This is a genomic window from Leclercia sp. M50 (assembly GCF_037150775.1).
In the GTDB taxonomy this organism is placed as follows: Bacteria; Pseudomonadota; Gammaproteobacteria; order Enterobacterales; family Enterobacteriaceae; genus Enterobacter.
In genome coordinates this window covers 25,056-50,938 of sequence record NZ_JBBCPK010000024.1, presented here as the reverse complement: position 1 = coordinate 50,938, position 25,883 = coordinate 25,056, and the positions used below count along the sequence as shown (strand labels likewise).

25 protein-coding genes are annotated in these 25,883 nt (G+C 57.5%); 13 read left to right on the top strand and 12 right to left on the bottom strand.

Annotated elements, in window-relative coordinates:
* The 7 genes from aroB to WFM46_RS08270 all read right to left on the bottom strand — a co-directional run.
* Window positions 1-792: 3-dehydroquinate synthase (gene aroB, locus WFM46_RS08300; protein WP_336997431.1), on the bottom strand; the 792-nt coding region annotated here is incomplete at its 3' end.
* 58 nt (window positions 793-850) lie between these two features.
* Window positions 851-1,372 carry a shikimate kinase AroK gene (gene aroK, locus WFM46_RS08295; protein WP_003861630.1) on the bottom strand — a complete coding sequence of 174 codons (522 nt, stop codon included), beginning with the start codon at window positions 1,370-1,372 and terminating at the stop codon, window positions 851-853.
* A gap of 296 nt (window positions 1,373-1,668) precedes the next feature.
* Complete coding sequence (gene hofQ, locus WFM46_RS08290) at window positions 1,669-2,904, bottom strand: DNA uptake porin HofQ (protein WP_336997430.1); 1,236 nt, start codon at window positions 2,902-2,904, stop codon at window positions 1,669-1,671.
* Window positions 2,819-3,214 carry a HofP DNA utilization family protein gene (locus WFM46_RS08285; RefSeq protein WP_301564917.1) on the bottom strand — a complete coding sequence of 132 codons (396 nt, stop codon included), beginning with the start codon at window positions 3,212-3,214 and terminating at the stop codon, window positions 2,819-2,821. The genes hofQ and WFM46_RS08285 overlap by 86 nt, the downstream gene beginning before the upstream one ends.
* The gene (locus WFM46_RS08280) at window positions 3,204-3,665 is read right to left on the bottom strand and encodes a HofO family protein (RefSeq protein ID WP_336997429.1); all 462 of its coding nucleotides are present in this window, start codon (window positions 3,663-3,665) and stop codon (window positions 3,204-3,206) included. The genes WFM46_RS08285 and WFM46_RS08280 overlap by 11 nt, the downstream gene beginning before the upstream one ends.
* Window positions 3,649-4,188: a PilN domain-containing protein gene (locus tag WFM46_RS08275; RefSeq protein ID WP_336997428.1), complete on the bottom strand. Its 540-nt coding sequence runs from the start codon at window positions 4,186-4,188 to the stop codon at window positions 3,649-3,651. The genes WFM46_RS08280 and WFM46_RS08275 overlap by 17 nt, the downstream gene beginning before the upstream one ends.
* Window positions 4,185-4,973, bottom strand: coding sequence for a DNA utilization protein HofM (locus WFM46_RS08270; protein WP_180209769.1), 789 nt, complete (start codon window positions 4,971-4,973; stop codon window positions 4,185-4,187). Before WFM46_RS08270 ends, WFM46_RS08275 begins: the two co-directional genes overlap by 4 nt.
* Before the next feature lie 120 nt (window positions 4,974-5,093).
* On the opposite strand from WFM46_RS08270, the gene mrcA reads away from it, so the two are divergent.
* Window positions 5,094-7,646, top strand: a complete 2,553-nt coding sequence (gene mrcA / locus WFM46_RS08265; protein ID WP_336997427.1) for a peptidoglycan glycosyltransferase/peptidoglycan DD-transpeptidase MrcA — start codon at window positions 5,094-5,096, stop codon at window positions 7,644-7,646.
* Window positions 7,647-7,685: 39 nt separating this feature from the next.
* On the opposite strand, the gene nudE is transcribed toward mrcA, so the two are convergent.
* On the bottom strand, window positions 7,686-8,246 hold the full coding sequence (gene nudE / locus WFM46_RS08260) for an ADP compounds hydrolase NudE (RefSeq protein ID WP_039031517.1): 561 nt from the start codon (window positions 8,244-8,246) through the stop codon (window positions 7,686-7,688).
* A gap of 322 nt (window positions 8,247-8,568) precedes the next feature.
* Here nudE and WFM46_RS08255 point away from each other — a divergent pair, with 322 nt between their 5' ends.
* The 5 genes from WFM46_RS08255 to pckA all read left to right on the top strand — a co-directional run bounded on the left by WFM46_RS08255 (window position 8,569) and on the right by pckA (window position 14,746).
* Entirely contained in the window at window positions 8,569-10,704 is a 2,136-nt protein-coding gene (locus WFM46_RS08255) for an intracellular growth attenuator family protein (RefSeq protein WP_336997426.1), read from the top strand.
* 63 nt (window positions 10,705-10,767) lie between these two features.
* The gene (gene yrfG / locus WFM46_RS08250; RefSeq protein ID WP_103177310.1) at window positions 10,768-11,451 is read left to right on the top strand and encodes a GMP/IMP nucleotidase; all 684 of its coding nucleotides are present in this window, start codon (window positions 10,768-10,770) and stop codon (window positions 11,449-11,451) included.
* On the top strand, window positions 11,448-11,849 hold the full coding sequence (hslR, locus tag WFM46_RS08245) for a ribosome-associated heat shock protein Hsp15 (RefSeq protein WP_103177311.1): 402 nt from the start codon (window positions 11,448-11,450) through the stop codon (window positions 11,847-11,849). Before yrfG ends, hslR begins: the two co-directional genes overlap by 4 nt.
* Before the next feature lie 23 nt (window positions 11,850-11,872).
* On the top strand, window positions 11,873-12,751 hold the full coding sequence (gene hslO / locus WFM46_RS08240) for an Hsp33 family molecular chaperone HslO (protein ID WP_336997425.1): 879 nt from the start codon (window positions 11,873-11,875) through the stop codon (window positions 12,749-12,751).
* A gap of 375 nt (window positions 12,752-13,126) precedes the next feature.
* Window positions 13,127-14,746 carry a phosphoenolpyruvate carboxykinase (ATP) gene (pckA, locus tag WFM46_RS08235; protein ID WP_159340219.1) on the top strand — a complete coding sequence of 540 codons (1,620 nt, stop codon included), beginning with the start codon at window positions 13,127-13,129 and terminating at the stop codon, window positions 14,744-14,746.
* A 61-nt stretch (window positions 14,747-14,807) separates the two neighbouring features.
* Here the strand turns inward: pckA and envZ are convergent, their stop codons facing one another.
* Entirely contained in the window at window positions 14,808-16,169 is a 1,362-nt protein-coding gene (gene envZ, locus WFM46_RS08230) for a two-component system sensor histidine kinase EnvZ (RefSeq protein ID WP_103177314.1), read from the bottom strand.
* A complete protein-coding gene (gene ompR / locus WFM46_RS08225; RefSeq protein ID WP_001157751.1) occupies window positions 16,166-16,885 on the bottom strand; it encodes an osmolarity response regulator transcription factor OmpR in 720 nt (239 codons plus the stop codon). Before ompR ends, envZ begins: the two co-directional genes overlap by 4 nt.
* A gap of 227 nt (window positions 16,886-17,112) precedes the next feature.
* Here ompR and greB point away from each other — a divergent pair, with 227 nt between their 5' ends.
* The 5 genes from greB to feoC all read left to right on the top strand — a co-directional run bounded on the left by greB (window position 17,113) and on the right by feoC (window position 23,139).
* Window positions 17,113-17,586, top strand: coding sequence for a transcription elongation factor GreB (greB, locus tag WFM46_RS08220; RefSeq protein ID WP_103177315.1), 474 nt, complete (start codon window positions 17,113-17,115; stop codon window positions 17,584-17,586).
* An 87-nt stretch (window positions 17,587-17,673) separates the two neighbouring features.
* On the top strand, window positions 17,674-19,995 hold the full coding sequence (locus WFM46_RS08215; protein ID WP_103177316.1) for a Tex family protein: 2,322 nt from the start codon (window positions 17,674-17,676) through the stop codon (window positions 19,993-19,995).
* Window positions 19,996-20,317: 322 nt separating this feature from the next.
* Window positions 20,318-20,545 carry a ferrous iron transporter A gene (gene feoA, locus WFM46_RS08210; protein ID WP_103177317.1) on the top strand — a complete coding sequence of 76 codons (228 nt, stop codon included), beginning with the start codon at window positions 20,318-20,320 and terminating at the stop codon, window positions 20,543-20,545.
* A gap of 30 nt (window positions 20,546-20,575) precedes the next feature.
* A complete protein-coding gene (feoB, locus tag WFM46_RS08205) occupies window positions 20,576-22,894 on the top strand; it encodes a Fe(2+) transporter permease subunit FeoB (protein ID WP_156655306.1) in 2,319 nt (772 codons plus the stop codon).
* A gap of 8 nt (window positions 22,895-22,902) precedes the next feature.
* Window positions 22,903-23,139, top strand: coding sequence for a [Fe-S]-dependent transcriptional repressor FeoC (gene feoC / locus WFM46_RS08200; RefSeq protein ID WP_103177319.1), 237 nt, complete (start codon window positions 22,903-22,905; stop codon window positions 23,137-23,139).
* A gap of 40 nt (window positions 23,140-23,179) precedes the next feature.
* Here the strand turns inward: feoC and WFM46_RS08195 are convergent, their stop codons facing one another.
* Together WFM46_RS08195 and bioH are read right to left on the bottom strand one after the other, a co-directional pair.
* On the bottom strand, window positions 23,180-23,449 hold the full coding sequence (locus WFM46_RS08195) for a YdgH/BhsA/McbA-like domain containing protein (RefSeq protein ID WP_103177320.1): 270 nt from the start codon (window positions 23,447-23,449) through the stop codon (window positions 23,180-23,182).
* Window positions 23,450-23,562: 113 nt separating this feature from the next.
* Window positions 23,563-24,336 (bottom strand): pimeloyl-ACP methyl ester esterase BioH, encoded by a 774-nt coding sequence (gene bioH, locus WFM46_RS08190; RefSeq protein WP_336997424.1) that lies wholly within the window; start codon window positions 24,334-24,336, stop codon window positions 23,563-23,565.
* A 36-nt stretch (window positions 24,337-24,372) separates the two neighbouring features.
* On the opposite strand from bioH, the gene gntX reads away from it, so the two are divergent.
* Together gntX and nfuA are read left to right on the top strand one after the other, a co-directional pair.
* Window positions 24,373-25,056, top strand: a complete 684-nt coding sequence (gntX, locus tag WFM46_RS08185) for a DNA utilization protein GntX (protein ID WP_336997423.1) — start codon at window positions 24,373-24,375, stop codon at window positions 25,054-25,056.
* Between the two features lie 58 nt (window positions 25,057-25,114).
* The gene (gene nfuA / locus WFM46_RS08180) at window positions 25,115-25,690 is read left to right on the top strand and encodes a Fe-S biogenesis protein NfuA (protein ID WP_103177323.1); all 576 of its coding nucleotides are present in this window, start codon (window positions 25,115-25,117) and stop codon (window positions 25,688-25,690) included.
* Window positions 25,691-25,883 lie beyond the last annotated feature (193 nt).

The following is a 25,883-nucleotide window of genomic DNA, read 5'->3' as shown; positions in this document are numbered from 1 at the left end:
ATGCAGCCAGTTACCGTAGCCCATTTCGGCTTCGATAGCATGGCCATAGGTGTGCCCCAGATTCAGTAAAGCACGTAAGCCTGTTTCGCGCTCGTCTGCGGCAACCACTTCTGCTTTCAGCTCACAACAACGGCGAATACAGTACGCCATCGCCTGACCATCCAGGCGCAATAAGGCGTCCATATTCTCTTCAAGCCAGCTAAAGAACTCGCCATCCAGAATAATGCCGTACTTGATCACTTCCGCCAGGCCAGATGCCAGCTCGCGCTTCGGCAGCGTTTGCAGGCAGTCGAGATCTACCACCACCGACGCGGGTTGATAGAACGCGCCAATCATGTTTTTGCCAAGCGGATGGTTTACGGCGGTTTTGCCGCCAACAGAAGAGTCAACCTGCGACAACAGCGTGGTCGGGATCTGAATAAAACGAACGCCACGCTGATAGCTTGCTGCCGCAAACCCGGTCAGATCGCCAACAACACCGCCGCCTAATGCCAGCAGTGTTGTGTCGCGACCGTGCGGTTTTTGCAGTAATGCGGTGAAGACGGTATCAAGTACCGTCAGGCTTTTATACTGCTCGCCATCAGGCAGAATCACACTGTCGACCTTCACGCCAGCCTGTTCAAGCAGCTGACGTACGCGGTCGAGATAAAGCGGAGCCAGCGTCTCATTGGTGACCAGCATTGCCTGATCACCCGCTTTCAGTGGTAAGAAGGAAGCTGGGTCGTTAAACAAACCAGCCGCGATAGTGATAGGGTAACTCCGTTCACCGAGAGTGACTGTAATCCTCTCCATAGCGCGACATCCACCTTAAATACTTTTTACCCGCAGGCGAGTATATATAAAGCCAGAATCAGTTGCTTTCCAGCATATGAATAATCTGGTTTGCGACCACTTTAGCGCTCTGATCGTCTGTGCGAATGGTGACGTCAGCAATCTCTTCGTACAGGGGATTGCGTTCATCTGCCAGCGCTTCCAGAACTTCACGTGGAGGCGTCTCAACCTGCAGCAACGGGCGTTTTTTATCACGCTGCGTACGCGCCAGTTGTTTTTCGATGGTCGTTTCGAGATAGACCACGACACCGCGGGCGGAGAGACGGTTGCGAGTTTCGCGAGATTTTACAGAGCCGCCGCCAGTAGCCAGCACAATGCCCTGTTTTTCCGTAAGTTCATTGATGACTTTTTCTTCTCGGTCACGGAAACCCTCTTCGCCTTCTACATCGAAGACCCAGCCCACATCAGCTCCGGTTCGTTTCTCAATCTCTTGATCAGAATCGTAAAATTCCATATTGAGTTGTTGAGCTAACTGGCGCCCAATAGTGCTTTTGCCGGCACCCATAGGCCCAACCAGAAAGATATTGCGTTTCTCTGCCATTTTTTCGGTACTACTAAGACTATTCGTTAATGGTAAACCCGCTTCGCCGATACCTGGCGTAACAGGACATGAACTGAAACCTCATATGCGATAGAGCGAGAGTCAGACTAAAAATTATCTCAATACTCCAGCTTGTTTGGCAACAGAATAAATCACCCTGCCTGCCGCTTAAGTTGTTAAGGTGTGAGATTGAGTAGGCTGATTCTCAAATCGGTACTCCTTGTATGCTAATTAATGCCCCACGTCAAACATCTGCAACAAACAGAATGCAAAATCAGGTGGGGCGTTACCGCTTATCAGGGTGTCGCAACCAGACGAGGGGTAATAAAAACCACTAATTCCCGGCGCTCGTTGTCTTTACCCTGATGGCGAAAAAACTGCCCCAGGATGGGGATACGGCTCAAGCCTGGCACATTTTCACTCCCGCTTTTATGTCTCTGAGAAAAAATTCCGCCTAAGGCCAGCGTTTCACCACTTTTGACCTCTACCTGGGTTTCGATCTCCTGTTTGTCTATCGTCATGGTTTCACTGTCGGCCTGCTTTAGCACCTGGCCCGGGCTGTTCTCGCTGATGCGCAGCTTCAGGCGTACACGTCCATTGGCCAGCACCACCGGGGTCACCTCCATGCCCAGCACCGCCTCTTTAAATTCCACCGACGTCGCGCCGCTCTCTCCGCTGGAGACCTGATAGGGAATTTCACTGCCCTGTTTAATGCTGGCAGGCTGCATGTGCGACGCCAGCAGACGCGGGCTGGCGATAATATCCACCTGCTGTTTTTGTTCCAGGGCGGAAAGCTCAATGTCCAGCAACCGGCCATTAATCCGGCCGATAGTGAAACCCACCTGCGTAGTGGCGTTGGTCACCGCAAGATCGCTGTTGAGTATCGTCAGCTCTCCGGGCTTACCAGGCTGCTGCGCCTGCGCCAGGCTCCACTTCACGCCCAGCTCCCGCAGGCTTTTTTCACTCATGCTGACAATGTGTGCCGCCAACTCGACCTGGGCTACCGGCAGATCCATCTGCTCCACCCAGTGCTGTAACGCATCCAGCGCAGCCCGGCTGTCGCGCACCAGCAGACGGTTAGTGCGTTTGTCCACCGCAAGGCTGCCTTTTGGGCTGAGGAGCTTTTCGGCAGCCTGCCTGAGATCGCCCGCATCCGCATAGGAGAGAGAAAAACTGCGCGCCTCCAGCGGCACACTGAGCTGACGCTTAGCGCGCTCCGCCTCTTTTCTGGCCTGCTGTTGCTGTTGCCAGGCGGCGCTGTGGATATAAAAGATGCCCTCCTGCTGGCGCATCACCAGCCCGGCGCTGGTCACCACCGTCTGTATCGCCTGTAACCAGGGCACCTTTTGCAGACGCAAAGAGACATTGCCGCTCACGTCTGGTGCGATAATCATATTGCGGTTCTCCTGCTCCGCCAGGGCCTGCAGAAGCTGGGCGACCGGCACATCATCCACGACCAGATTCACGGCCAACGGTTCCGCTGCCAGCGTCTGGCCGCCGATCAGCAGTAATGCCACCATCCCTCTTTTCATCCTGTTTCGTTCCTTGTCGTTGCCATCGCCATAACGGCGGTTCACACGCCTCAGACGTGTCGATGACCAACTCCTTTTCATTCAGCACCCTTACCTGCCAGCCCTGGGGCAGCGTGTCGCCGCGACGCACCCGCAACCAGCGGGACTTTTCATCCCTGACGATGCCTACCGGCACCGCGCCGGATACTAGCCCGGCATAACGCCACTGGCTCAGGGCTGCGTTGGGGCAGCGTGACACCGGCGCCTGAAACGGATCGCGCATGCCGAGAAGAAGCGGCAGCAGAAGCAGTACGCCACGGCTAACCCGCATTCTGGCGCTCCAGTTGCAGGGTGAGGCGCAGCTTTTGCTGTTCTGGCTGGAGCGTAAAACGCGTCACCGCCACATCGCGTTGGGCGAGAGTGGCAAACAGCCCGGGTATCTGCCCCCATACCGCCTCGACCACCAGTTCGCCTCCCGCATTGACAGGCTGCCAGCGCACCATGCGTAGCTCACCGGTATCGAACTCCAGCGGTGAAAAGGGGCGCAGCGCCACGGACGATGGCGCATCCTCAACGGGCGAGAGCTTACGCACCGCGGTCCATAAGCGGCCGTTGATCGCCGCGTCACGCGCATGCTGAGCCTGGCGCGTGGCGAGCTGTTGCTGCTGCATGCGTAGCTGCCCCCCGAGCACACAGAGCAGCATCAGCCCTGAGCTGAGGCCCCAGCACAGCCAGCGCCAGCGCGGGGACAACGCGTACCAGATGTCAGGAGGGATCCGCATCAGCCTCCTCCTTGCTGGTCAGCGCCCAGCTAAATTGCCAGCGCCCCTGTGCGTCCTGGCGCATCTCGCCGGGCGTGGTAGGGGTAAACCCCGGCAGCTGGCGTAGCGCCGTCTCCAGCGCCGCAAGCGCCGGTAACGTGGCGGCGTATCCACTCAGGGAGAGCGTGGAGTGCTGGAAACGAAGCTGCGCCAGCCATGCCTGCTCCGGCAGGGCGCGGGCCAGGGCGATGAGGATCGTCTGCCAGGCCGCCGTCTGCGCTTTTTTTTGCGCCCAAATCTGCTGTTGCTGGCGCTGAACAATACGCGCCGTCCACTGCTTTTGCCGCTGCGCCAGCGCCTGCCTCAGCGCCCCATCGCTGGCCTGTCGCTGCGCGAAAACCTGCGCTTGCAGCGGGGCGTCGGCCCGCCGGGCGGTCCAGAGCCCCAGCGTTACCAGCAGCGATCCGGTGAACAGCAAGCACCAGAAGCGCAGGCAGTGGCGTTTTTGTTGCTGACGCCACGGCAGCAGATTGGCCGCGCTCATCGCGCATAGCCTCCCGTCGCCAGCGCCAACGCCAGTGCGACGCTAAAATCCGCGCCATTCTCAGGCAGCGGCGGTTGCCGGTGGGACAACACGTTCCAGGGGTCGAAACTGCGCATATCGCAGCAGGCGATCTCCTCCACTCTTAGCGCCAGGAGGGCTGCAAGGCTTTCAACATCGGGCGCCTCCGCCAGCCCACGCCTGCCCCACTGGTGACGCATCGCCCATAGCCATTGATCCCGATCGCGCCAGGCAACGCACTGGGCAGGCGCGTCTACAAAAGGCAGAAAATGGGCCAGCGCCCCGGCATCGGGTGTGATCGCGGTCAGCCGCAGACGCAACACCCGGGCCAGCTCCAGCAGCGTGGCGATCTCTTTATTTTGTGCCGCGGTAACCTGATACCCCTGGCTGAACGTATCTTCCGCATAATCAAAACGCAGGGCATCGGGTGCCATCTCCAGCTCGCGGCTCAAGGCCGCGCCAATCCAGGCCGTCTCTTCGCTGTCGCGCAGGGTTATCGCCGGGCGCGGAAAGGTGCGTTGCAGGGTGCGGGCGGCCGGAAAGGCGAGAAGTACCTGATGCTGGTAAGGCAGCCACTGTCGCCACTCGCGCAGCGCTGCAGCCAGTTGTTCGGGCTGAAGAATTTGCCCGTCGCGGATAACACCCTCCGCCAGGGGGAGCTGCCACCAGCGGCGCAGCCCCCAGCCCGACTTTCTGCGTACCAGCGCGACGGCCAGCACCTTATCCTGTTGAATATGAACGCCTGTTCGCCATGTTTTAAATACCATGTTTCACGATCTCCTTATCGTCCGGGGGGATAACGGCTATATCAATGCTACAGGCTTGCCTTTATACTACCGCGCGATTGTTTAGAAACTGCCCAGTTCAAACTAAATGGGAAATCTCCAGTGAAGTTCGTAAAGTATTTATTGATCCTTGCAGTCTGTTGCATTCTGCTTGGAGCAGGCTCGATTTTTGGTTTGTACAAATATATTGAGCCGCAACTGCCTGATGTCGCTACGCTTCGTGACGTACGCCTTCAGATCCCGATGCAGGTTTATAGCGCCGATGGCGAGCTGATTGCCCAGTACGGCGAAAAGCGGCGTATCCCGCTGACGCTGAATCAAATTCCGCCAGAAATGGTGAAAGCCTTTATTGCCACAGAAGATAGCCGCTTTTATGAGCACCACGGCGTCGACCCGGTGGGGATTTTCCGTGCCGCAAGCGTGGCGCTCTTCTCCGGCCATGCTTCGCAGGGGGCGAGTACCATCACCCAGCAGCTGGCGCGTAACTTCTTCCTGAGTCCTGAAAAAACGCTGATGCGTAAGATTAAGGAAGTCTTCCTGGCGATCCGCATTGAGCAGCTGCTGAATAAAGATGAGATCCTTGAGCTTTACCTCAACAAGATCTATCTCGGCTACCGTGCCTATGGCGTGGGCGCGGCGGCGCAGGTCTATTTCGGTAAATCCATCGAACAGCTGACCCTGAGTGAAATGGCGACCATCGCCGGTTTGCCGAAGGCGCCTTCTACCTTCAACCCGCTCTACTCGCTGGATCGCGCGACAGCACGTCGCAATGTGGTGCTGTCGCGTATGCTGAGCGAGGGCTATATCAGCCAGACGCAGTACGATCAGGCGCGCAGTGAGGTGATTGATGCCAACTATCACGCGCCGGAGATTGCCTTCTCCGCCCCCTATCTCAGCGAGATGGTTCGCCAGGAGATGGTCTCCCGCTACGGCGAACAGGCCTACGAGGATGGCTACCGCGTCTACACCACCATCAGCCGCAACATCCAGCAGGGCGCGCAGCAGGCGGTGCGTAACAACGTCATAGATTACGATATGCGCCACGGCTACCGCGGCCCGTCAAACGTGCTGTGGAAGGTGGGTGAATCTGCCTGGAGCAGTAAAAAAATTACCGACACCCTGAAGCCGCTGCCGGGCTATGGGCCCTTCGTGGCGGCGGTGGTGACCCAGGCCAATCCGCAGGAAGCCACGGCGATGCTCGCCGACGACACCTCCGTGTCGCTGCGGATGGAAGGAGTACGCTGGGCACGTCCGTATCGCTCTGATACACAGCAGGGCGCGACGCCACGCAAAGTGACCGACGTAGTACAGGTGGGCCAGCAAATCTGGGTGCGCCAGGTTAATGACGCCTGGTGGCTGGGACAGATCCCGGACGTTAACTCGGCGCTGGTCTCTATCGACCCGCATAACGGTGCGGTTCTGGCGCTGGTGGGCGGCTTCGACTTCAATCAGAGCAAGTTTAACCGTGCCACTCAGGCGCTGCGTCAGGTCGGTTCCAATATCAAACCGTTCCTCTACACCGCGGCAATGGACAAGGGGCTGACCCTCGCCAGTATTCTCAATGACGTGCCAATCTCCCGCTGGGATGCCGGGGCCGGTTCCGACTGGCGGCCAAAAAACTCACCGGCAGAGTACGCCGGTCCGATTCGTCTGCGTCAGGGACTGGGGCAGTCGAAGAACGTGGTGATGGTGCGTGCCATGCGTGCCATGGGCGTCGATTATGCGGCGGAGTATCTGCAGCGCTTCGGCTTCCCGGCGCAGAATATCGTGCATACCGAGTCGCTGGCGCTGGGCTCCGCGTCGTTTACCCCGCTACAGGTGGCCCGCGGTTATGCGGTGATGGCCAACGGCGGCTTCCTGGTCGATCCGTTCTTCATCAGCAAAATTGAGAACGATCAGGGCGGCGTACTGTTTGAGGCCAAGCCGAAGATCGCCTGCGCCGAGTGTGATATTCCCGTCATCTATGGCGATACGCCTAAGTCAGACGCGCTGAACAACCAGGACATGGAAGATGTCGCGATCTCGCAGGAGCGGCAAAATGCGGCGGTGCCAATGCCGCAGCTCCAGCAGGCGAACCAGGCGCTGGTCGCCCAGACCGGCGCTCAGGAGTACGCCCCGCACGTGATTAACACTCCGCTGGCGTTCCTGATCAAGAGCGCGCTGAACAGCAACATCTTTGGTGAACCGGGCTGGCAGGGTACAGGCTGGCGTGCCGGTCGTGATTTGCAGCGCAAGGATATTGGCGGCAAAACCGGCACCACCAACAGCTCCAAAGATGCCTGGTTCTCGGGTTATGGCCCGGGTGCGGTCACGTCGGTGTGGATCGGCTTTGACGATCACCGTCGTGATTTAGGGCGTACCACGGCCTCCGGGGCGATTAAAGATCAGATCTCCGGTTACGAGGGCGGAGCCAAAAGCGCGCAGCCCGCGTGGGATGCCTTTATGAAGATCGTTCTTGATGGCGTACCGGAAGAACCACTTACGCCACCGCCGGGCATCGTAACGGTCAATATCGATCGCTACAGCGGTCAGCTCGCTAACGGTGGTAACAGTCGTGAGGAGTATTTCATCGAAGGTACGCAGCCAACGCATCAGGTGGTGCATGAGGTGGGTACAACGTTGATAGATAACGGCGAAACGCAAGAGCTCTTCTGATATGTCTCCCCCCTTCCCGGTGGAGGGGGGAATTTTCCGCTATAGTCTTCCCTGCCCTTTCAGCCACTCCCGCACCAGAAACAGTGCGCTTACGTTCCGGGCTTCGTTAAAATCGGGCTCTTCCAGCAGATCCATCAGATGCGCCAGCGGCCAGCGTACCTGCGGCAGCGGCTCAGGTTCATCACCTTCCAGCGATTCAGGATAGAGATCTTCCGCCAGCACAATATTCATTTTGCTGGAGAAATAGGAGGGGGCCATGCTGAGTTTTTTCAGGAAGGTAAGCTCCTTCGCACCAAAGCCCACCTCTTCTTTCAGTTCACGGTTGGCGGCTTCATAAACCGACTCGCCGGGATCGATAAGTCCCTTGGAGAAGCCCAGCTCGTAAGATTCCGTTCCCACCGCGTATTCACGGATCAGGATCAGATGCTCGTCGACAATAGGCACAATCATGACGGCTTCGCGTGTGGAGGGACGCATACGCTCGTAGACGCGGCGCACGCCGTTACTGAACTCCAGATCCACGCTCTCAACGTTAAACAGCCGCGATTTGGCGACAGTCTCAACATTCAGGATGGTGGGCTTTTGTAAGGGTTTGCTCATTTTGACGGGTCTTTGCTGGGTGAACAGACCTCATTGTGCGATATGCCGCACGGTTTCGGCAATGTCCTTCGCGGTTTATTTACATTTATGCAACCTAATCAGATTCATTACGCATTTCAACACAAAAGTCAATAGGTTGAAATTATTCTAGGAATTTGCTGATATTCCGCCACGGTTGCCTTTGCTATCATCAGCGAACACTGGGATGCGCTTCAAATTGCTCAAGTTCAACGCCTTACATGCCGATAGCCAACCACAGACACGCATTCACTGTTAAAGGTGCTACTGACTACACCTGTAAGAAAAGTAAGATGGGGAAAGCATGAGCACCATTTTAATAATTATCGCTGCTATGCTGGCCTGCGCATTAATTGCAGGGTGGTGGTTCAGACGTCGATCGCAGCGTCGATATCGCCTGCCTTATCTCAACGCCTTTACCGGGGCGAGCACACGCAAACTCACCGCAGAAGAGCGTAGCGCGATTGAGCAATATCTCGAGTCGTTTAACCGCATCCAGCAAATGCCTGCAACAGGCGCCAGCGCGGCTCCGGTCTCGTTAAGCCTGAATGCCGAGAGCAATACCGTGCTTTGCCTGACGCGCTCCATTACCCGCTATGGCATTACCACAGACGATCCCAATAAATGGCGCTACTACCTCGACTCCGTCGAAGTGCATCTGCCGCCGTTCTGGGAGCAGTACATCAATGACGAAAACAGCGTTGAGCTGATCCACACCGACGCTATCCCGCTGGTGATTGCCCTGAACGGCCACTCCATCGCCGAGTATGTCCAGGAAGCGCCGCATCTGGCACTGGAACACGTCAGCTCAACCCAGGCGTCAATTCGTGGCGAAGAGACAGAGCAGATCGAACTGCTGAACATTCGTCAGGAGACCCACGAAGAGTATGCCCTCAGCCGCCCGGATGGCATTCGTGAAGCGCTGCTGATTGTCGCCGCCTTCCTGCTGTTCTTCTTCTGCCTGCTGAGTCCGGATGTGTTTGTCCCCTGGCTTGCTGGTGGCGGCGTGCTGCTGCTGGCGGCGGGTTTATGGGGATTATTTGCCCCGCCAGCGAAAAACGCGCTGCGTGAGATCCACTGCCTGCGCGGGACGCCAAAGCGCTGGGGTCTCTTTGGCGAGAACGATCAGGATCACGTCAACAACATCTCAATGGGCATTATTGACCTGATCTACCCGCGCCACTGGCAGCCGTGGCTGGCCCAGGATTTAGGGCAAAAGACCGACGTTGATATCTATCTGGACAGGCATGTGGTGCGCCAGGGACGTTATTTATCCCTGCATGACGAGGTGAAAAACTTCCCGCTGCAGCACTGGTTGCGCAGCACGGTGATTGCCGGTGGCGCCGGGCTGGTGCTGGCAATGCTGATTTTCCTCGTACCGCTGGATATGCCGATCAAATTTACCCTGTCGTGGATCAAAGGCGCCCAGACCATCGAGGCCACCAGCGTTGGGGAGCTTGAAAACGCCGGGGTGCGCGTCGGCGATACGCTGAATCTGAAGGGAACGGGGATGTGTAATATCCACGCGCCGGGCAACTGGAACGCCCGCCAGAGCTCGCCTTTTGCCCCCTTTGACTGCTCGCAGCTGATCTGGAATGACGCAGCCCCGCTGCCGCTGCCGGAATCAGACATTGTTAACAAAGCCACGGCGCTGACCCAGGCCCTGAGCCGCCAGCTCCATCCAAAACCGGAAGATATAACGCGAGTCAGCCCGGCGTTGCGCTCCGCCATTCAGAAATCGGGCATGATCCTGCTGGATGATTTTGGCGATATCGTACTGAAGACCCAGGATCTGTGCGCAGAGGCGGATGAGTGCATCCGGCTGAAGAACGCGCTGGTGAACCTCGGCAACAGCAAAGACTGGGAAGCGCTGGTGAAACGTGCCACGAATGGCCGTCTTGATGGTGTTAACGTCCTGCTGCGTCCGGTGAGCGCCGAGTCGCTGGAAAACCTGGTCGCCACCTCTACCGCGCCATTCGTTATGCGCGAAACTTCACGTGCCGCGCAGGCGCTTAACAGCCCGGCACCCGGCGGCTTTGTGATTGTCAGCGATGAAGGCAGCGATCTGGTCGATCAGCCCTACCCGCCGGTAGCGCTGTATGACTACCCTGCGCAGGAGCAGTGGGAAGAGTTTCAACGACTGGCGCAGATGCTGATGCGTACGCCGTTCAGCGCCGAAGGGATTGTCACCGGCATCTTTACTGATGCCAATGGCACCCGTCATATCGAGCTGCACCGGATACCGGATAGCGCCGTTTTATGGCGCTACATTGCCACTTCGCTGCTGATGCTGGCGATGGTGGTCTGCATTATCTGGAACGGCGTGATGGCGTTACGCCGCTACCAGCGCTCGCGCACCCGCCTGGCGGAGATCCAGCAGTACTACGAAAATTGCCTCAATCCGAAGCTTGTTCCTACCCCTGAGAGCCTGATCGGATAACCTCTGTGCGCGAGCAGATATGCTACCCTGTCGCGCACGATTCTTCTGGCTGGAGTATTCCCTATGCATCTTGATATCGCCTGGCAGGACGTTGATACCGTTCTGCTGGATATGGACGGCACGCTGCTGGACCTCGCGTTTGATAACTACTTCTGGCAAAAACTGGTGCCGGAAACCTACGGCGAGCAGCAAGGGATCACCCCGCTGGAGGCGCAGGAATTCATACGCCAGCAATATACCGCCGTACAACATACGCTAAACTGGTACTGTCTGGACTACTGGAGCGAACGCCTTGGTCTGGATATTTGTGCCATGACCACTGCTCAGGGCCCGCGCGCCGTTTTGCGTGAAGATACCGTCCCCTTTCTGGAGGCACTCAAAGCCAGCGGCAAGCGGCGCATTTTGCTGACCAACGCGCACCCGCATAATCTGGCGGTGAAGCTGGAACATACCGGGCTGGGTTCACACCTTGATTTATTACTTTCCACCCACACATTTGGTTATCCGAAAGAGGATCAGCGATTGTGGCAGGCGGTGGCAGAAGAGACCGGCCTGCAGCCAGAAAGAACGTTGTTCATTGATGACAGCGAACCCATTCTGGATGCGGCGGCAAAATTTGGCATTCGTTATTGCCTTGGCGTGACCAATCCTGATTCTGGCCTGGCTGAAAAAAGCTATCTGCGACATCCGGGGATGAACGACTATCGCCGGATGATCCCCTCACTCACCGTGAAGGAGACGCCATGAAAGAGAAACCCTCTGAAGGGGTAAGACTGGATAAATGGTTATGGGCTGCCCGCTTTTACAAAACGCGCGCCCTCGCCCGCGAAATGATTGAAGGCGGCAAGGTGCATTACAACGGGCAGCGCAGCAAGCCGAGCAAGCTCGTAGAGCTGAACGCCACCCTGACCCTGCGTCAGGGCAACGACGAGCGGACGGTGATCGTGAAGAACGTGACCGAACAACGTCGCCCGGCAGTGGAAGCCAGCACCCTGTACGAAGAGACGGCAGAAAGCGTGGAGAAGCGCGAAAAGATGGCGCAGGCGCGAAAGCTGAATGCCCTGACCATGCCGCATCCCGACAGACGCCCTGACAAGAAAGAACGTCGCGATCTGATTAAATTTAAAAATGGCGAGAATGAGTGATTCTTGCTGAACGAGAGATGACTATGGCCCAACACGACCAATTACACCGCTATCTGTTTGAACAATTTGCCGTTCGCGGCGAGCTGGTTACCGTATCCGAAACCTGGAAACAGATCCTGGAAAACCACAACTACCCGCTGCCGGTGAAAACTGTGCTGGGCGAGCTGCTGGTCGCGACCAGCCTGCTGACTGCGACCCTGAAATTTGCCGGTGATATCACCGTGCAGCTGCAGGGTGATGGCCCGATGAGCCTGGCGGTGATCAACGGCAACAACCAGCAGCAGATGCGCGGCGTGGCGCGCGTACAGGGCGATATCCCTGAAAACGCAGAGCTGAAAACGCTGGTGGGCAATGGCTACCTGGTGATCACCATCTCCCCGGAAGAGGGCGAGCGCTATCAGGGGGTCGTCGGTCTGGAAGGCGATACGCTGGCAGCCTGCCTGGAAGACTACTTCCTGCGCTCCGAACAGCTGCCGACGCGCCTGTTTATCCGTACCGGCGAAGTCGACGGCCAGCCGTGTGCCGGCGGGATGCTGCTCCAGGTACTGCCAGCCCAGAACGCGCAGGCAGATGATTTCGATCACCTGGCCACCCTGACCGAAACCATCAAAGCCGAAGAGCTGTTCACCTTACCGGCGAACGAAGTACTGTGGCGCCTGTATCACGAAGAAGAGGTGACGCTCTACGATCCGCAGGATGTCGAGTTCAAGTGCACCTGTTCCCGTGAACGCTGCGCGGGTGCGCTGAAAACATTGCCGGATGAAGAGATTGACAGCATCCTGGCAGAAGATGGCGAAATCGACATGAACTGCGATTACTGCGGCTCTCACTACGTCTTTAACGCAATGGACATTGCCGAGATCCGCAACAACGCCTCCCCGGCCGATCCGCAGCTGCACTAAGTCCTGCCGTTAACTGCCCTCTTGAGGGGGCAGTTAACCTTTTCCCCTCCCCTACTCATTAATTTCATTCACTATTTACCCCAATCTGCTGAATCGTTATCAGTGATGTAAGACTTTCGTAATTTTCTTTCATGTATGCGCTTACATTCACATTCTCGCAGTTTAATTTATCGCTCATTAACCTTTTCGGAACATTTTCCCCAACCGAAAAGTGATTCCTGCCATAATCTGCACCGCAAAGTGACAGGAGTCACAGCGTTTTCCGTCATAAAGGGTTTTTGTCCAGATACGCAAATCTATGAGCCCGGTCGCGGTTAACATTCGAAGAAAACCCCTACAATTTCAGGCAGTATAAATTGGCTAAGGAGCAGTGATATGCGTGTTAATGGTTTAACCCCGCAAGATCTCAAGGCTTATGGTATCAACGACGCTCGCGATATCGTCTATAACCCTGATTACGATACGCTTTATCAGGAAGAGCTCAATCCAGCACTCGAAGGATACGAGCGCGGTATATTGACGACGACCGGCGCTATCGCTGTCGACACCGGTATCTTTACCGGCCGTTCGCCGAAAGATAAGTACATTGTTCGTGACGACACCACCCGCGACACCTTTTGGTGGGCGGATAAGGGCAAAGGGAAGAACGACAACAAAGCGATCTCCCCTGAAATCTGGCAGCATCTGAAATCCCTCGTCACCCAACAACTTTCCGGTAAACGTCTGTTCATTATCGACGCTTACTGCGGTGCCAACGCCGATACCCGCCTTTCCGTTCGTTTTATCACTGAAGTCGCCTGGCAGGCCCATTTCGTGAAGAACATGTTCATTCGCCCGACCGAGGAAGAGTTACAGAGCTTCGAGCCTGACTTTGTGGTGATGAACGGTGCGAAATGCACCAACCCACAGTGGAAAGAGCAGGGGCTGAACTCGGAAAACTTTGTCGCCTTTAACCTGACGGAGCGTATCCAGCTTATCGGCGGCACCTGGTACGGCGGCGAAATGAAGAAAGGGATGTTCTCGGTGATGAACTACCTGCTGCCGTTAAAAGGCATTGCCTCCATGCACTGCTCGGCGAACGTGGGCGAGAAAGGCGACGTGGCGGTCTTCTTTGGCCTCTCCGGCACCGGTAAAACTACCCTCTCCACCGATCCGAAACGCCGCCTGATTGGCGATGACGAGCACGGCTGGGATGACGACGGCGTGTTTAACTTCGAAGGCGGCTGTTACGCCAAGACCATTCGTCTGTCGGCTGAGGCGGAGCCGGATATCTTCCAGGCGATCCGCCGTGATGCGCTGCTGGAGAACGTGACGGTACGTGCTGACGGCACAGTCGATTTTGACGATGCGTCAAAAACGGAAAACACCCGCGTCAGCTACCCTATCTACCACATCGACAATATCGTTAAGCCGGTTTCAAAAGCGGGCCACGCGACCAAGGTGATCTTCCTCACCGCCGACGCGTTTGGTGTGCTGCCGCCGGTTTCACGCCTTACCGCCAGCCAGACGCAGTATCACTTCCTCTCCGGGTTTACCGCCAAGCTGGCCGGTACCGAACGGGGTGTGACTGAGCCGACGCCTACCTTCTCCGCCTGCTTTGGCGCAGCCTTCCTGTCGCTGCACCCGACGCAGTACGCCGAAGTGCTGGTAAAACGCATGCAGGCCTCGGGTGCCCAGGCGTATCTGGTCAACACCGGCTGGAACGGCACTGGCAAACGTATCTCCATCAAAGATACCCGCGCCATTATCGACGCCATTCTGAATGGTTCGCTGGATGATGCGGAAACCTTCACCCTGCCGATGTTCGATCTAGCAATCCCGACCGAACTGCCGGGCGTGGACAGCCATATCCTCGACCCACGCAACACCTACGCGTCGCCGGAGCAGTGGCAGGAAAAAGCCACCACGCTTGCGAAGCTGTTTGTGCAAAACTTTGAGAAGTACACCGATACGCCAGCGGGTGCGGCGTTGGTGAGTGCGGGACCGAAGCTGTAAAAATTGTGCCGGGTAGCGCTGCGCTTACCCGGCCTGCCCATAAAAAACGGTAACCTGCGGGTTACCGTTTTGCTGTTAACTCTCTTTCGCCTGCCCCGCGCGGAAACGGAACCGGCAGCCAGGCGCGGATACTCAACCCACCCCGTTCGCTGGTGCCAATCTCCAGCAGACCGTTATGGTTATCCACAATACGCTGCACAATCGCCAGACCTAAACCGGTGCCGCTGGTGCTGCGCGCGCTGTCGCCGCGCACAAACGGCTGGAACAGGTGTTTGCGCTGCTCCGGTTTGATCCCCGGACCGTCATCTTCCACCTGGAACCAGGCGCGGCTCAGCTCGGAGCCGCTGCTGACCTTGATCCAGCCGTTGCCGTACCGGGCGGCATTGACCACCATATTCGCCACGGCGCGCTTAATGGAGAGCGGGTGCATCCGCACGGTGATATCGCCCGGCTGCAGATCGGTTTCGATCTCACGCTCGTAGCCGCTTTCGGCCGCCACCACTTCACCCAGCACCGCGTTCAGATCCGCCATCTCCATCGGCATCTCCTGCCCGGTGCGCAGGTAGTCGATGAACTGCTCGATAATGGCGTTGCACTCTTCGATGTCCTTGTTGATGGACTCCGCCAGGTAGCCATCTTCCTCGCCCATCATTTCGGTCGCCAGACGGATACGCGTTAACGGGGTGCGCAGGTCATGGCTGACGCCAGCCATCAGCAGGGTACGGTCATCGGCCAGTTGTTTCACCCCCGCCGCCATATGGTTGAACGCGCGGGTAACGGAACGCACTTCCGACGCACCATATTCGCGCAGCGGAGGAGGAATAATCCCTTTACCGACCTGGAGCGCCGCATGCTCCAGGTCGACCAGAGGTCGGTTCTGGATGCGGATAAACAGCCACGCGCCGCCTATCGCCAGCAGCATGATCGCCAGGGTGTAGCGGAACAGCGGCGAGAAGTCGCCCTGATGGATTTCGGTGAGGGGCACGCGCACCCAGATGTTGGGTGAGAGCCAGGTTTTTAGCCAGACCACCGGCGAGCTTTTGTTGACCTCAACGCGTACTTCCGTTGGGCCGCCCAGCTGCTGCGCCATCTGCTGGCTTAAAAATTCATAATGTTGTGCCCAGCGCAGACCTGCGTCTTCCGCCGCTTCGTTAGAGTAGAGCGATATCCCCAGCTCACGGTAGATTTCACGGCGAAACGCAGGGGGAACCACCAGCTGCGTGCCATCTTCCAGCTGCAGTTTATCGGTCATCAGCATACGTACTTCGTAGGCCAGGACCTTATTAAACTGCTGAAGGCTCGGTAGGATCGCAAAGTTCAGCACCACCAGATAGGTCGTCACCAGGCTGACAAACAGCAGGGTGACGATCAGTAACAGGGTGCGGGCAAACGAGCTACGCGGCGAAAAACGCATTCGCCTCATGCTTTAGAGCCGTCCGGGACAAACACGTAGCCCAGACCCCAGACGGTCTGGATATAGCGCGGATGCGCCGGGTCCTCTTCCACCATGCGGCGCAGGCGGGAGATCTGTACGTCGATGGAACGCTCCATCGCGGAGTACTCACGGCCACGGGCCAGGTTCATCAGCTTATCGCGCGACAGCGGCTCGCGCGGGTGGCTGACCAGCGCTTTCAGCACCGCGAACTCACCGCTGGTGAGCGGCATCGGCTCATCTTCGCGGAACATCTCGCGGGTGCCCAGATTCAGCTTGAACTTACCGAAGGCGATTACCGCCTCTTCCTGCGACGGTGCGCCAGGCAGTTCGTTCGCCTGACGGCGCAGTACGGCACGGATACGCGCCAGCAGCTCACGCGGGTTAAACGGTTTTGGAATGTAGTCGTCGGCGCCAATTTCCAACCCCACGATACGGTCAACCTCTTCCCCTTTCGCCGTCACCATAATGATCGGCATTGGGTTGCTTTGGCTGCGCAGACGACGGCAGATAGAGAGGCCATCTTCGCCCGGCAGCATCAGATCCAGCACCATCAGGTGGAAGGATTCGCGGGTCAGCAGGCGATCCATCTGTTCGGCGTTAGCCACGCTACGAACCTGGAAGCCCTGCTCGGTCAGATAACGCTCAAGGAGCGCACGCAGGCGCATGTCGTCATCCACCACCAGAATCTTATAATTCTCTTGCATTGTCAGTACTCCCAAAGGTTCGGATAATCTTGCAGATGCGTATTCTAAAAAAGTGCGCGTCTACGACCAGCTAATTCTGGTATAAATTCTAGTCGAAATTGTTACAAAGCATATTTAACAGCAGCTTATATATACATTCCATCACATAACTCATTATTAATCCTGTCTGTTAAGATAAGTGATACGTAATGTGCGCAAGGTAAGCAACCTCGTCGTAAGGCAAAAGAATGAAAACGCCCCTGATCACCCGCGAAGGGTATGAAAACCTGAAAAAAGAGCTGGACACCCTGTGGCGGGAAGAGCGCCCGGAAGTGACGAAAAAAGTGACCTGGGCAGCAAGTCTCGGCGACCGCAGTGAGAATGCCGACTACCAGTACAACAAAAAGCGGCTGCGCGAAATCGACCGCCGGGTGCGTTATCTGACCAAATGCCTTGAGAACCTGAAAATCGTCGACTATTCCCCGCAGCAGGAGGGCAAAGTCTTCTTCGGCGCATGGGTCGAAATTGAAAACGACGATGGCGATCTCAAGCGCTTTCGTATCGTCGGTTACGATGAAATTTTTGGTCGTAAGGATTACATTTCTATCGATTCGCCAATGGCCCGCGCGCTGCTGAAAAAAGAGGTGGGCGATCTGGCTATCGTCCAGACCCCGGCGGGAGAAGCCAGCTGGTATGTAAATGAAATTGAGTACGTAAAATAGTCCTGGAGCGCCCCCCGCGACTGGCATTTTGCTGTGCCAGTCCGTATAACTATCCCCTGATTTTTTGACCCACAAGATGAAATAGCCATGATGAAAGATTCGCTCTGCCGCATTATTGCGGGTGAACTTCAGGCAAGGGCTGAACAGGTAGAAGCTGCCGTTCGCCTGCTTGATGAAGGGAACACCGTGCCGTTTATTGCACGTTATCGTAAGGAAGTCACCGGCGGTCTGGATGATACGCAGCTGCGTAACCTGGAGACCCGCCTTGGCTATCTCCGTGAGCTGGAAGAGAGGCGCCAGGCGATTCTGAAATCCATCGGCGAACAGGGCAAGCTGACCAGCGATCTGGAAAAAGCCATTAATGGCACCCTGAGCAAAACCGAGCTGGAAGACCTCTATCTTCCCTATAAACCCAAGCGCCGTACCCGCGGGCAGATTGCCATCGAAGCCGGCCTGGAGCCGCTGGCCGATCTGCTGTGGAACGAACCCGCACACGACCCGGAAACCGAAGCCGCGAAATTTATCGATGCCGATAAAGGCGTGGCCGATACCAAAGCCGCCCTTGATGGCGCTCGCTACATCCTGATGGAGCGCTTCGCCGAAGATGCAGCCCTGCTGGCAAAAGTGCGTGATTACCTGTGGAAGAATGCCCATATCGTCTCCACCGTGGTCAGCGGCAAAGAGGAAGAAGGGGCGAAGTTCCGCGACTACTTCGATCACCATGAACCGATTTCAACCGTGCCCTCTCACCGTGCGCTGGCGATGTTCCGCGGTCGCAACGAGGGCATTTTGCAGCTCTCCCTGAACGCCGACCCGCAGTTCGACGAGCCGCCGAAAGAGAGCCACGGCGAGCAGATCATCACCGATCATCTCGGTCTGCGCCTGAACAACGCCCCGGCAGACAGCTGGCGCAAAGGGGTGGTGAGCTGGACCTGGCGTATCAAGGTGCTGATGCATCTCGAAACCGAACTGATGGGCACCGTGCGCGAGCGCGCCGAGGACGAAGCGATCAACGTCTTTGCCCGTAACCTGCACGACCTGCTGATGGCGGCCCCTGCCGGCCTGCGCGCCACCATGGGCCTCGATCCGGGTCTGCGTACCGGCGTGAAGGTCGCCGTGGTGGATGGCACCGGCAAGCTGGTTGCCACTGATACCATTTATCCGCATACCGGCCAGGCGGCAAAAGCTGCGGTCGCGGTTGCGGCGCTGTGCGAAAAGCACAACGTCGAGCTGGTGGCGATCGGTAACGGCACCGCCTCCCGCGAAACCGAGCGTTTCTTCCTCGATCTGCAAAAGCAGTTCCCGAAAGTGACCGCCCAGAAGGTGATTGTCAGCGAAGCGGGGGCCTCGGTCTACTCGGCGTCCGAACTGGCTGCGCAGGAGTTCCCGGATCTCGATGTTTCCCTGCGCGGCGCGGTCTCTATCGCCCGCCGCCTGCAGGATCCGCTGGCGGAGCTGGTGAAGATCGACCCGAAATCCATCGGCGTGGGCCAGTACCAGCATGACGTCAGCCAGACCCAACTGGCGCGTAAGCTGGACGCGGTGGTGGAAGACTGCGTGAACGCCGTGGGCGTTGACCTGAATACCGCCTCCGTTCCCCTGCTGACCCGCGTGGCGGGCTTAACCCGCATGATGGCGCAGAACATCGTCGCCTGGCGTGATGAGAACGGTCAGTTCCAGAACCGCCAGCAGCTGCTGAAGGTAAGCCGTCTCGGGCCGAAAGCGTTTGAGCAGTGCGCGGGCTTCCTGCGCATCAACCACGGCGATAACCCGCTGGACGCCTCCACCGTTCACCCGGAAGCCTACCCGGTGGTCGAGCGCATTCTGGCCGCTACCCAGCAGGCGCTGAAGACGCTGATGGGCAACAGCAGCGAGCTGCGTAACCTGAAAGCCGTTGACTTCACCGACGAGAAATTCGGTGTGCCGACCGTGACCGACATCATCAAAGAGCTGGAAAAACCTGGCCGCGACCCGCGTCCGGAGTTCAAAACCGCGCAGTTTGCGGAAGGCGTCGAGACGATGAACGACCTGCTGCCGGGTATGGTGCTGGAAGGCGCGGTCACTAACGTCACCAACTTTGGCGCGTTTGTGGATATCGGCGTGCATCAGGATGGCCTGGTGCATATCTCCTCTCTGGCCGACAAGTTCGTGGAAGATCCGCATACCGTGGTGAAAGCTGGCGACATCGTAAAAGTGAAAGTGCTGGAGGTGGATCTGCAGCGCAAGCGTATCGCCCTCACCATGCGTCTGGACGAGCAGCCTGGCGAGACCAACGCCCGTCGTGGCGGTGGTAACAGCGAGGCACGTCAGCAGCGTCCGGCGGCGAAACCGCGCGGGCGTGAAGCACAACCCGCCGGCAACAGCGCGATGATGGATGCGCTGGCGGCGGCGATGGGTAAGAAACGCTAGCTTACGTAATGCCCGGTGGCGCTTCGCTTACCGGGCCTACGGTTTTGTCGCCCAACGCACGAATTACATTAAAATGTACTCACTCATTTCTTTATCAATATGTAACCTATTGCACATCCATATTTAAACCGATAATTATCACTCCGTTAACAATAAATCTTTTTATCTCTTCACTTCAGCGCCGTAAATATTGAGCAAGGTCAACCAGGCTGCAAATTAATAGCGCCATGCACATTCCGTCACATATTTAATATTGATGATAGAAACCATTCTCATTACCATTGTGTCTGTTGATTATTTAACCTTCCGTTAAGTAGGCACTATGCAATTTACTCCAGACAGCGCGTGGAAGATCACCGGCTTCACCCGCGAAATCAGCCCGGCCTATCGCCAGAAGCTGCTCTCTTTAGGGATGCTTCCCGGCTCCTCATTCCACGTTGTACGTGTGGCCCCGCTGGGCGATCCGGTCCATATCGAAACCCGACGTGTGAATCTGGTTCTGCGTAAGAAAGATCTCGCCTTAATAGAAGTTGAAGCTCTGTCACAATAAAACGCCAGCTCTCGTAGCGAGTCTGAAAAAATGAAAAAATTAACCATTGGCTTAATTGGCAACCCCAATTCCGGCAAGACAACGTTATTTAACCAGCTTACCGGCGCCCGTCAGCGCGTCGGTAACTGGGCGGGCGTCACGGTCGAGCGTAAAGAGGGCCAGTTTACGACCACCGACAATCAGGTCACCCTCGTCGATCTGCCCGGCACCTACTCGTTAACCACCATCTCCTCCCAGACCTCGCTCGATGAGCAGATCGCCTGCCACTATATTCTGAGCGGCGACGCCGACCTGCTGATCAATGTGGTGGACGCCTCAAACCTCGAGCGAAACCTCTACCTCACGTTGCAGCTTCTGGAGCTGGGTATCCCCTGCGTGGTGGCGCTGAACATGCTCGATATTGCGGAAAAACAGCAGATCCGCATCGATGTCGACGCGCTTTCCGCCCGTCTCGGTTGCCCGGTGGTGCCGCTGGTCTCAACCCGCGCCCGCGGTATCGACGCCCTGAAGCTTGCCATTGACCGCCACAGCCGCAATGCTGAGGTGGAGCTGGTGCACTATGCCCAGCCCCTGCTGCGTGAAGCCGGGATCCTCGCAAAGGCAATGGCGCACAGCATGCCGTTCAGACAGCGCCACTGGCTCGGCCTGCAAATGCTGGAAGGCGATATCTACAGTCGTGCCTATGCCGGTGATGCCGCCCACCAGCTGGATGCCTCCCTTGCGCGACTGAATGACGAGCTGGACGACCCTGCCCTGCACATTGCCGATGCCCGCTATCAAAGCATCGCTGCCATTTGCGACGTGGTCAGCAATGCCCTTACCGCCGAGCCGAGCCGTTTTACCCAGGCGATGGACACGGTGATCCTCAACCGTTTCCTCGGTCTGCCGGTCTTTCTGCTGGTGATGTACGTGATGTTCCTGCTGGCCATCAACATTGGCGGCGCGCTACAGCCGCTGTTTGACGTCGGCTCTGTCGCCCTCTTTATTCACGGCATTCAGTGGCTGGGTTATACGCTGCATCTGCCGGAATGGCTGACTATCTTCCTCGCCCAGGGGCTGGGCGGCGGGATCAACACCGTCCTGCCGCTGGTGCCGCAGATCGGCATGATGTATCTGTTCCTCTCTTTCCTGGAGGACTCCGGCTACATGGCCCGCGCCGCCTTCGTGATGGATCGTCTGATGCAGGCCCTCGGCCTGCCGGGCAAATCGTTCGTGCCGCTGATTGTCGGCTTCGGCTGCAACGTGCCGTCGGTGATGGGGGCGCGGACGCTGGATGCGCCCCGCGAGCGCCTGATGACCATCATGATGGCGCCGTTTATGTCCTGCGGCGCACGGCTGGCGATCTTCGCGGTGTTTGCCGCCGCCTTCTTTGGCCAGGAGGGGGCCCTGGCGGTCTTCTCGCTCTACGTGCTGGGGATCGTGATGGCGATCCTTACCGGTCTGATGCTCAAGCACACCATCATGCGTGGTGAGGCGACCCCGTTTGTGATGGAGCTGCCGGTCTACCACGTTCCACACCTGAAAAGCCTGCTGATCCAGACCTGGCAGCGGCTTAAAGGCTTTGTGCTGCGGGCGGGTAAAGTGATTGTGGTGGTCAGCATCTTCCTCAGCGCGCTCAACAGCTTCTCCCTGAACGGCAAGGCGGTAGACAACATTGACGACTCCGCCCTGGCCTCCGTCAGCCGCGTTATCACCCCGCTGTTCAAACCCATTGGCGTGCATGAAGACAACTGGCAGGCTACCGTCGGGCTGTTCACCGGCGCAATGGCGAAAGAGGTGGTGGTGGGTACGCTTAACACCCTCTATACCGCCGAGAATATTCAGGAAGCCGCGTTTAACCCGGCCGATTTCCACCTCGGCGACGAGCTGGTCAGCGCCGTGGATGAAACCTGGCAGAGCCTGAAAGCGACCTTCAGCCTGAGCGTTCTTGCAAACCCGATTGAAGCCAGCAAAGGCGACGGCGAGATGGCGACGGGCGCCATGGGCGTGATGAGCGAGAAGTTTGGCAGCGCCTCAGCGGCCTACAGCTACCTGATCTTCGTTCTGCTCTACATTCCCTGCATCTCGGTCATGGGAGCCATCGCCCGCGAATCGAGCCGCGGCTGGATGGGCTTTTCGGTGCTGTGGGGGCTGAACATCGCCTACTCGCTGGCGACGGTCTACTACCAGACGGTCAATTTTACTCAGCATCCGCAGTACAGCCTGGTCTGCATCCTGGCAGTGGTACTGTTTAACGTGGTGGTGATCGGGCTGTTACGCCGGGCCCGCAGCCGTGTGGACGTTAATCTGCTGGCGAAAGGCAGAACCGCGGCGGCCTGCTGTGAAAGTCCGGTAAGCGACTGTCATTAGGAGGCGGCATGGCATCGTTAATTGAAGTACGTGATTTACTGGCGCTACAGGGAAGAATGGAGGCCACCCAGCTTAGCCAGATGCTGCATACCCCGCAGGCGATGATCGAGGCCATGCTGCAACGTCTTGAGGCGATGGGCAAAGCGAAGCGAATTCAGGAAGATGCCGACGGCTGCTTAACCGGCAGCTGTAAAAGCTGCCCCGAAGGAAAAGCCTGCCTCAGGGAGTGGTGGGCGCTGCGTTAAGTGTGAATAAAGCCGGGCAACTCTGCCCGGCTTTGTGCAATTATTTGTAGACTTCTGCGGTCGCGCGGATGTCTTTCGAATCTTTGTTGGCGCTGGTGACGACAAAGTACTTACCGCCCATCTCATCAGCTTTCTGTGAAAGCTCTTTTCGCGCATCCATTGGCGCGGTGGTGTCAGACGTAGAGATATGGCCAACTTTCGTCAAATTCATCTCTTTCACTTTGTCTTTCTGGATCTCTTCCGCCGCCATAACACCGAAAGAGAGTGATCCAATAACCAGAGAAGCAACAATACCTGTGACAAGTTTCATAGTCATGACTCCCAAAGATGATTGTAATTTTGATTATCGAACGCGGGATAACCGCAACGATATATTGAGTATTGTTGCGGTACGTCACTTTTTCCAGCTGAAATGAAAAATAATCAGTTTAAACGACGACTTAAGGCGATCAACGCCGCGCAAAATTCGTCGGAGTGAGAGATAAAGGGCGCATGCGCCGCTTTAGCGATGATCAGGGCTTCGCTCTGCGGCCATTGCTCATCCAGCAGCGGCACGATTTTGCGCGGCACCAGCCCGTCGAGATAGCCATAAATTCGCAGGTGCGGCAGCGAAAGCGTCGCCAGCGGCGCGCGGAGATCGGCCGTTTTCAGGATCTCCAGCCCGCCATTCAGCACCGCCACCTCCGGCATCGGCAATGACAGCACCGTGGTTTTCAGCGTGCGGGCATCCTGGCGCGCCGTTTCTGTGCCCATGGTTTGCAGGGCGAGGAAGCGCTCCACCGTGCGCTGGAAGTCATTGCTCAGCTGCTGCTGGAAACCGGCCAGCACCTCAGGTTTGATCCCCGGCCACTCCTCCTGGGCGCTAAAACAGGGGGAAGAGGCGACGGTCACCAGAGCATGCACCCGCTCAGGGTGCGTCAGGGCAACCTGGCTCGCCACCAGCCCGCCCAGGCTCCAGCCCACCCAGATCGCCCGATCCGGAGCCTGAGCCAGCACCTGCTCCGCCATCTCCTCAAGCGTCATTGCGCCAAAATCCCGGCTGCGGCCAAAGCCCGGCAGATCCACCAGGTGCAGCGTAAAATGCGAGGCCAGTTCCTCACTGACGCAACGCCATACTTCGGCATTCAGCCCCCATCCGTGCAGCAGCACAAGATGACAATTTCCTGTCCCGACGGTCTGCCACCAAAGGTTGTTCATCGATTACTGTTCTCTTTTTTCACAAGGAGGTTGTCTATGCTAACAGTGCCCGGCTTGTGCTGGCTATGCCGGATGCCGCTGACCCTCGGCCATTGGGGAGTCTGTTCCGTATGTGAAAGGGGAATTGCCCCTCGGGGGAGCCATTGCCCCCGGTGCGGCTTGCCGGCCATTCACCCTCACCTGCCCTGTGGGCGCTGCCTCTGTAAACCGCCGCCGTGGCAGGCACTGGTGGCGGTGTGCGGTTACAGGCCGCCGGTGAGCCTGCTTGTCCATCAGCTAAAATTTTCCCGCCGCAGCCAGCTGGCCCAGCCGCTGGCGAGGCTGTTACTGTTGGCGCTGTTGCGGGCCAGGCGCAGCCACGGTTTACCGCGTGTCGATATGATGGTCAGCGTGCCGCTCTGGTCCCGGCGGCACTGGCGGCGCGGTTTTAACCAGAGTGACCTGCTCTGTCGCCCGCTGGCCCGCTGGTTAAACTGCCGCTATGTTCCCGACGCGCTTCGCCGCATCCGCGCGACCCCGGCCCAGCATCGGCTCAGCGCGCGACTGCGTAAACGCAACCTGCGGCACGCCTTTGCGCTTGAATTTCCGGTGGCAGGGCGCCATATCGCTCTGGTGGATGATGTCGTGACAACAGGTGCTACCGTTGCGGAGCTCTCCCGCCTGCTTTTGCGAAGCGGCGCGGCGTCGGTTCAGGTATGGTGTCTGTGTCGAACCTTGTAGCGCCCTCAGGTTGGGCGTATTATACCCAGGTAATTTAGTCAACTATTAGGCCAATTCTATGATCCGTATTTCCGATGCTGCACAAGCGCACTTTGCCAAACTGCTGGCAAATCAGGAAGAAGGGACCCAGATCCGCGTTTTCGTGATCAACCCTGGCACCCCGAATGCAGAATGCGGCGTCTCTTATTGCCCACCGGATGCTGTGGAAGCAACTGACACCGCCCTGAAATTTGAGCAGCTCACTGCCTATGTCGATGAGCTGAGCGCCCCGTATCTGGAAGATGCGGAAATCGATTTTGTCACCGACCAGCTGGGCTCGCAGTTAACGCTGAAAGCGCCAAACGCCAAAATGCGTAAAGTAGGCGATGACGCTCCGCTGATGGAGCGCGTGGAGTATCTGCTGCAGTCCCAGATCAACCCGCAGCTGGCGGGCCACGGCGGTCGTGTTTCCCTGATGGAGATCACCGACGAAGGCTTCGCCATTCTGCAGTTTGGCGGCGGCTGTAACGGCTGTTCAATGGTCGACGTCACCCTGAAAGAGGGGATCGAGAAGCAGCTGCTGAACGAGTTCCCGGAGCTGAAAGGCGTACGCGATCTTACCGAACACCAGCGCGGCGAACACTCTTACTACTGATTGCCCGTTTGCTTGCCCGGTGGCGCTACGCTTACCGGGCCTACAAACGCACATCCCCTCTTCCCTTGCCTCATAACATGACCTGCGTCTCAGAATTCACATTTTGACCGCGGGGGTCATTCTCAAGCCGCACATGTTACCCGTATCATTCTCACGGGCACTAAAACAGCTTTACGCCGACCGACTAAACTAA